Here is a 7,489-nt window from a genome sequence, read left to right on the forward strand (position 1 = left end):
CTGACCGGCAGCTCCGGACACCCGGCGACCCCACGGCCACCGGGCACCCAGCCCAGCCCTGCCCACGCCCACCCTGACCTGCATCTATTTACGCGTCAGAAGCACTTCTCGCGTTCTCGGGGGCCACTCTCGTCCATTGCCTCAGTGGACGGTTGCCCGTCTCAGGACTGAACGGCCGAGCGCAGCTCGGGCAGGGACAGGACCTCGTCCAGCGCGTCGACGTAGAGATCCACGTGCTCGCGGCGGAAGGTCATAGGCGGTTTGATCTTCAGTACGTTGTCGTGCACGCCATTGGGGAAGACGATGACGCCTCGCTCCTTCATGAGCTCGGTGACCATGAAGGCCTGCTCAGTGGCCGGCATTTTGGTGGTGCGGTTACGGACCAGTTCGACGCCGAGGTAGAGCCCTTCTGCCCGCACGTCACCGATGAGCGGTTGGCGCTGCTGGAGCTCGCGCAGCGACTGGGCGAAGTACCCGCCCACGCTCACGGCGTTCTCCCTCAGCCCATCCTGCTCGACGATGTCGAGCACGGCCTCGCCGATCGCGCAGGAGACCGGGTTGCCGCCGAAGGTGTTGAAGTACTTCATGCCCGTGTCGAACGCGTCGGCGATCTCCCGAGTCGTGACCAGCGCCGCGAGGGGATGCCCGTTCCCGAGCGGCTTGCCCATCGTGACGATGTCCGGGACCACCCCCTGGAGCTCGAAACCCCACCAGGGCCCGAGTCGTCCGACGCCGACCTGGACCTCGTCGGAGATGCACAGGGCGCCCGCCCGCCTGGCAGCAGTGAACACGCCATCGAGGTAGCCGTCGGGGAACACGATGTTCCCACCCGATCCCATCAGGGACTCGGTGATGAAGGCGGCTGGGGGTCGGCCGTCGGCCGCGATCCGCTTGATGACAGCCGCGGCGTCGCGCGCGTACTTGACTCCGGCGTCCGCGTCGTCGTACCCGTAGGTGCTGCGGTAGCGGTCCGGGATGACGACCTCGTGGGTGGTCGCTGGTGCACCGGCGCCGCCGGGGCCCTTGTAACGGTTCGGGCTGATCCCGGTCACCACGCCGGTGTTTCCGTGGTACGCGCCGTCGATGTTGACGATGTGCTGACGTCCTGTCACCTGACGGGCGATCCGCAGCGCCAGGTCGTTTGCCTCGCTGCCCGTGCACACGAGGAAGACGACCTCGAGGGGGTCGGGCAGCGTGGCTACCAGCTTCTGCACGTAACTGGCGATCTGCGGGTAGACAAAACGGCTGTTGGTGTTGAGCTTGCGCAGCTGTCGGGTGGCGGCGGCCGTCACCCGTGGCTCGGCATGGCCGACGTGGGTGACGTTGTTCAGCGAGTCCAGATAGGCCAGGCCGTCCTCGTCGTGGAACCACACGCCCCGCCCACGCACAAGGTTCATCGGGTTGCGGTAGTAGTTGCGCTGGGAGCGAGCGATGTGGTGACGGCGCACTGAGACGACGTCGTCGATGGTGGGGACCTCGGCAGGGGCCTCGGCGAACCCGAAGAGCCGGGCGGGGTCGGGTGACAGGTGGCTCCACACCTGCCGTGCGGAGGGCCGCACGGCACGAGGCGGCGGCCACGTGGCCATCCGTGCGGTGCGGTGGACCTGCACCTGGACGCAGGGCCCGAGCGGGTCCGTCTCATCGCTCGCGCCGGCGCGTCCCAACGGCGCCCCGGCCGGGACTCTGACCGCAACGGGCGGCGTGTCGTCGAGTCCCCACCAGCACGTCCAGAACTCCAGCCCCTCGACCGCATGTCGCAGGACCAACGGCATACCGGCGCCACCGCGGGCCTCGACGACGCCGGACAGCGGGCTGGCAACCTCCTCGGCGTCTGCCACAAGCAGCAAGCCGCCGACCTGAACCGTCGCGGGCTCGTCGGCTCCTGGGCGGCGCCGGCCCCCCAGGAGCAGCGATGCGCTGAGGTGGGGCACGTAGCCCCGCCGCCGCCGTCCATCGAGGACGTCGTCGATGCTCGCGCGCACCGCCCTCGCTTCGTGCCAGTCGACTTCGTCGTAGAGATCACTTGCCGGTCGCAGGTCGAGCAGTTGCGGGGCCGGTGTGTGCGGGGCACCGTCTCGGGCCGCCTCTGCCAAGACCTCTTCCAAACCCCGTTGCTCCGGCGTCCGGGGGAGCCCGCACGCGACCCGGAACGTCGCCTCGGCGACGTCGGGGCAGGCCTCGGCCACCTGCGCGATCGCCGGCCAGGTGTGTTGCACGCGGGTCCGCCCGTACGGCGTGCCGCTCTCGGCGACCCGGCGCGTCCACGTCACGGCGTTCATGCACAGCCGGGCGGCCGCCAACGGATAGACAGCCGCCAGTTCCTCAGCCGTGAGGGGAAGCACCGAGTGGAAGCCGGCCACGACTTCGGCCGCCGCAGCGAGCGGGTCGGCCTTGCGGACCATGGCGTAGCCCGCCGCGATCGCCGCCTCTGCCGCGCGCACACTGTAGAGCGAGTCGCCCAGGTCGACGATGCCCGAGATCCGCAGCACCCCGTCCTCGTCAGCGTCGGCCAGAACGTTGGCGTCATTGAGATCCTGATGTACGACGCTCCGCGGCAGTCGGTCCAACGCCGGCAGGAGATCGTCGTACCAGCCCATGATCGTGCGCACCGACTCCCGCCGGTCCGCGTCCTGTACAGCGTGCAGCGACGCCTCGACGATCTCAGCGGCCCGGCACATGTCCCAGTCGTGCGGTTCCAGGCCCACCGGTGGCTCCATGCTGGAGAGTCCGAGGCTCAGCCGCCCAGCGGCCTCTCCCAGCTGACGCAGAAGCGCCGCGGGGTGGTCGTCGAGATCCGCCAGGACCCGGCCCTCCATCCAGCTCATCACGCGGACCACGTGCGTGCGGCCCTCGTGGACGACGCAGGCAAGGCACTTCCCGTCGCGCGTCGGGACCAGTCGTGGCACCGGAAGGTCGGGAACGGTGGAGGCCAGGTGCTGGAGGAGCGAGTTCTGCCAGAGGACGTCGGCTGAGTCCGGCTCCGCGCGGGTGACCCGTACGAAGTAGCGCATGCCGTCATCGCCGGTGATCCGGACGTTCTGGTCGACCTCCCCTCCCAGTGGGTGCTGGACGTATCCCTCGAGTCCGAAGGACTGCCGCAGTACGTGATCGAGGAGCGAGCCCGGCAGTTGGCCGGTGTGACCGGGGATGGTCGTCCCGTCCTTGCCGGTGGTGGTCGCTGAGGTCATCGGTGCGTTCTCTCCCTCGTCGTCAGGTCGCTCATCACTCACCGTGGGCCTGCATCACGACGCTCAGGTCGTGGCCGGTCCCCCGCCGCCACCCGTGCCGGACCTTTGCCCGACGCTGTCAGTCAGCTCCCGTACGGTCCGATCGATGCGGTTCCTGGGCGGAGGCGGGCAGGGCTGCCACGGCTGTGTCTCGATCGCTTCACGGGCTGCGCAGATCTCGACCACGTCGACGAAAGACAGGGGAGCGCTCATCGAGACCGGTCATCAGCTCACGCGGCGGCGGTCATGACGTCCCAGGTGACGCTCTGGTCCTCGCCCCTCGCCTTGAGCTCGGCGTAGTCTCTGGTGGAGTCCTGGGTGATCTCGATCCCGCTCTGCCTGGCGAACCGGTTGGCCCGGCCGCCTTGGTCATCGCCTCCTGGTGGGCCCTGTAGCGGAAGGCTGAGACTGACCCGAGGGACGGGGCGCCCCCAGCAGCGCCTACTCAAGGTGACGGACTGGGGATCAGGTGCTTACGGAAGCGCCATAGCTGCTCCAAGTGCGTGGTCGCGTCCCGAGCCCTCTCCAGCCCGAGGTGATGCGTCAGTGAAACACCGCGGAGAATCCGGCAACAAGGGACGCGAGGCCGCGACATCGACCCCGTATTTTGTGCCTGTGCACAATTTCTGTCAGGGAGCCCCACCGGCATGTCAGCGGCGTTTCCCGGAGACGGCCCCGTATCGGTCCGGTGACGGCTGTCGCCGGGAGAGGTGGTCCTCGTGAGCGGCCCGGGACGCCGTCAGGGTGGGGCCCGCCACGACGCCGTGCAGGCGATCGCGCGCCGGCTCCTCGAGGAACGACTCGACGAACTGACCTCTCGTGCTCTCGAACAGTTGGAAGCCGAGGAGGCCGCCTACGCGTCGGCAGACTGGGATCCGGTCCAGAAACGGGAGGGGATGCGGCGGACCCTTGAACTCGCTCTGACCCGGCTGGCCGGCGGTCCGGTGCCCCGGTCGGTGTCGCGCGCCACCGAGGACGTGGGACGCGAGCGAGCGGAACAGGCGTTTCCCCTGACCGCTCTGATGCACTCCTTCCAGCTGGACCTCAGGACCTTGTGGGAGGCGGTGCTCGCGGAGGGGCGAGCACGTGGCATCAGCGCCGATCCCGACTTTCTCGACGGGTTGATCCGCGTCTGGGAGGCGACGGAAGCCAACAGCGTCGAGGTCGTCGACGCCTATCGCCGCACGGAGCGCGACCTGGCGAGCCGTCGTACGGAGGTGCGCAACCGCGCCTTCAGTCGCCTCGTCCTGGAAGGGGAGCAGGATCCCTCCACGGTCGCCGAGGCCTCGACGTTGCTGGGCTTCTCCGAGCACGTGGCCCTGACCGTGGTCGTGGTCGAATCCGTTCCTACCGGGGACCCGGCTCTGTCCCAGGTCGACGATGCGCTGCGTCGGGGCGGCCTGCTGCGTCACTTCGGATGGATGGGTGACGAGCTCCTCGGCATCATCGGTCACGGACGGTGCGATGAAGAGGCCCTGCTTGCCATGCTCCGGCCGTTCGCCCCGTGGCGCTGCGGCGTCGCCGAAGTCCCCGGGCTGGCGCTGACGGCGCGGGGCATCCGGTTCGCACGTGCCGCGATCCGCAGCTCCGCGCAGCCCGGAGTGCGGCACGTGGAGGGCCACTGGGTCGGGGCGATCATGTCGGCGCAGGAGGAGCTCACCGGTGCGATGGCCACCGGCGTGCTGCGCCCACTCCTCGAGCTGCGCGACAGCGACAGCATCGTCGAGACCCTGCGCTGGTACCTCGACCTGGGCTCGGTCGCTGAGGTGGCCGCACGCACCTACCGTCACCGGAACACGGTGGGCAATCGCCTGCAGGCCGCGGAAGAGGCGACCGGGCTGAAGCTGTCCAGACCGAACGACGCCGCCCGGCTGGTCCTCGCCCTGGCTTGGCTGGAGACGGACGCGGGCGCCCGCTTCCGGGCGACGGTGTCCTGATCCACCGATTGCTGGACGGGTTGTGGCAGCCGGCCGGGGGCCGCGACCGAGAGAGCTGGAGCCAAAGCGTGGCGGTCAGAGGCCACATGCCCTTCATGGGGACGGCAGCCTTGGCGGCCGACAGCCCGGTCACGCCGCCGGGCAGCAGCGCGAAGCGGCCGCAGTTCGAGCCGGAGCCGCTCGCGGTGCCTCTCAGAAACTCATTCGGTTCGGGCGAGAACCGCCCCGGGTCCCTGACAGGAAATTGTGCACAGGCACAAAATACGCGGTCGATCTCGCGGCCTCACGTCCCTTGTTGCCGGATTCTCCGCGGTGCTTCACTGACGCATCACCTCGGGATGGAGAGGGGCTCATCGCACTCGGAGCAGTAATGGTGCTGCCGCCGACTACCTGATCAGCATTCGCCGTCCCCGGCCCTGTCCGGGGGCTCGTCCTCCAGCGGCGGCCCCTAGGGCACCCCCCTCAGCCCCCATGCCCCCTAAACAGGTCGCCGCCAACGCCGCGGCAGCGTCCTGGACCCCCGATGCGGCCGACCTGGCCGCACTCGACGAGATCGTGACTCCCGGTGAACGGGGGTGTCCAATATGCCCGGAAAGAGGTTGAACACCATGCGTCAGACCGTCACCTTCGATGCCTACGGCACCCTGGTCGACTTCCAGCTCGGCCCCACCACGCTGAAGGTCCTGTCCGACCGGCTGGACCTGGACCGCCTGAACGTCGACGAGTTCCTCGACGACTTCCGCATCATGCGGTTCCACGCCGTCCTGGAGGCCTACCGCCCCTTCCACGAGGTGCTGCCTTCCAGCCTGGAGACAGCGATGCGTCTGCACGGCCTGGAGTACCGGAAGTCCGACGGCGAGGCCCTGGTCGCGGCCGTGCCCACCTTCGGCCCTCACCCCGAGGTCCCGGCCGCCCTGCAGGCGCTGAAGTCCCGGTACGAGATCGCCATCATCTCCAACACGGACGACGACCTCATCGCCCAGAACCTGGCCAACATCGGCGTCGAGTTCGACCATGTCATCACCGCCCAGCAGGCCAAGGCGTACAAGCCGTCCCGGCAGACCTTCGAGTACGCCTTCCAGACGATGGACATCGACCCCGCCCAGGTCATCCACGTCGCCCAGGGCTGGGAGTACGACCTCATCCCCACCCGCGACCTCGGCCTCGCTCGCCGCGTGTGGATCAACCGCTACGGCCACAACGGCTGCTACGGCGCCCGCGGCAGCGCCGACTACCAGCCCTTCGACGAGCTGCCCGACCTGTCCGGCCTGCCGGCCCTGCTCGGCTGCTGAGGCCGGGGCTGGAGACACACCCCCTGACGACCAGGAAGACACTAGGGCGTACGTCAGGAAACAGATCCCCTACTGGCTCGACACAGCCCCTGGCTTCCCCGACCGGACCGGCAAGCCCCTGCCCGATCAGGCGGACCTGGTGGTCATCGGCGGCGGCCTCACCGGCCTGTCCACCGCCTACCACGCGGCACGCAAGGGCGCCCACGTCGTCCTCGTGGAGAAGGACAAGGTCGGCTCGGGCGCCTCCGGGCGCAACGGCAGCATGTGTACTGACGGTCAAGGAGCAGATCGACTGCGACTTCCACCGCGTAGCGCGTCTGGGAGTCGCTGTTCAAGCCGCAGCACTTCGAGAGCATGCGGGCCAAACGCAGACCCTGCACGGCACCATCCGCGCCAAGCAGGTCATGGCGGCCACCGACGCCTACACCGACAAGGCCATGCCCTGGTTCCACAAGCGGCTGATCAACGTCGGCAGCTTCGTCATCGTCACCGAGCCACTGGGCGAGGAGCGGGCCCGGCAGCTCACCCCCAACAACCGCGTGGCCATGTCCTCCAAGAACATCGGCCACTACGTCCGCACCCCGGACAACCGCCTCACCTTCGGCGGCCGGGCCCGCCTCGCCCCCTCCAACCCCGCCTCGGACGTCAAGAGCGGTGACGTCCTGAAGCAGGAACTGGCGGACATCTTCCCGCAGTTGTCGGACGTGCGGATCGACTACGTGTGGGGCGGCAGTGTCGGCTTCTCCTACGACCGCGTTCCGCACGCGGGCAAGGCCAACGGCCTGTACTACTCCATGGGTTACTGCGGCCACGGTGCCCAGATGGCCACGTACATGGGCCGCGCACGCCCGCCGGTAGACCCGGTCGGGGTCCATGCCACGGGTGGCGGCCGTTCTCACACACCACAGCTGTGACCGGAATCGCTAGTTGGCACTAGTGTCCTGCGCCAGAGATCCGTCGGCAGAAGCGGGCGAGGGAGTTGAGGATCTCTTCGGCTGTCTTGGTCCAGATGAACGGCTTGGGGTCTTGGTTC

At 68.8% G+C, this 7,489-nt stretch carries 4 protein-coding genes and 1 pseudogene; 4 read left to right on the forward strand and 1 reads right to left on the reverse strand.

Annotated features, from left to right (window positions below; all coding sequences use genetic code 11):
- Window positions 1-161: 161 nt before the first annotated feature.
- Window positions 162-3,188, reverse strand: coding sequence for an aminotransferase class III-fold pyridoxal phosphate-dependent enzyme (locus ABD357_RS04760; RefSeq protein WP_344387685.1), 3,027 nt, complete (start codon window positions 3,186-3,188; stop codon window positions 162-164).
- 758 nt (window positions 3,189-3,946) lie between these two features.
- Here ABD357_RS04760 and ABD357_RS04765 point away from each other — a divergent pair.
- The 4 genes and pseudogenes from ABD357_RS04765 (at window position 3,947) to ABD357_RS04780 (ending at window position 7,370) form a co-directional block, all read left to right on the forward strand.
- Window positions 3,947-5,164: a PucR family transcriptional regulator gene (locus ABD357_RS04765; protein ID WP_344387686.1), complete on the forward strand. Its 1,218-nt coding sequence runs from the start codon at window positions 3,947-3,949 to the stop codon at window positions 5,162-5,164.
- A gap of 608 nt (window positions 5,165-5,772) precedes the next feature.
- Window positions 5,773-6,456 carry a haloacid dehalogenase type II gene (locus ABD357_RS04770; protein WP_344387687.1) on the forward strand — a complete coding sequence of 228 codons (684 nt, stop codon included), beginning with the start codon at window positions 5,773-5,775 and terminating at the stop codon, window positions 6,454-6,456.
- A 139-nt stretch (window positions 6,457-6,595) separates the two neighbouring features.
- Window positions 6,596-6,751, forward strand: a pseudogene (locus ABD357_RS44990) (FAD-dependent oxidoreductase); the annotation flags it as partial.
- Between the two features lie 91 nt (window positions 6,752-6,842).
- Window positions 6,843-7,370 (forward strand): NAD(P)/FAD-dependent oxidoreductase, encoded by a 528-nt coding sequence (locus tag ABD357_RS04780; protein ID WP_344387688.1) that lies wholly within the window; start codon window positions 6,843-6,845, stop codon window positions 7,368-7,370.
- The last annotated feature ends 119 nt before the right edge of the window (window positions 7,371-7,489 follow it).

The sequence above is a fragment of the Streptomyces vastus genome (genome assembly GCF_039532825.1).
Lineage (GTDB): Bacteria > Actinomycetota > Actinomycetes > Streptomycetales > Streptomycetaceae > Streptomyces > Streptomyces vastus.

Bases quoted from the DNA above. Each gene is read 5' to 3' on its own strand.
- ABD357_RS04770 (WP_344387687.1), top strand. From the start codon at position 5,773: ATGCGTCAGACCGTCACCTTCGATGCCTACGGCACCCTGGTCGACTTC.
- ABD357_RS04760 (WP_344387685.1), bottom strand. From the start codon at position 3,188: ATGACCTCAGCGACCACCACCGGCAAGGACGGGACGACCATCCCCGGT.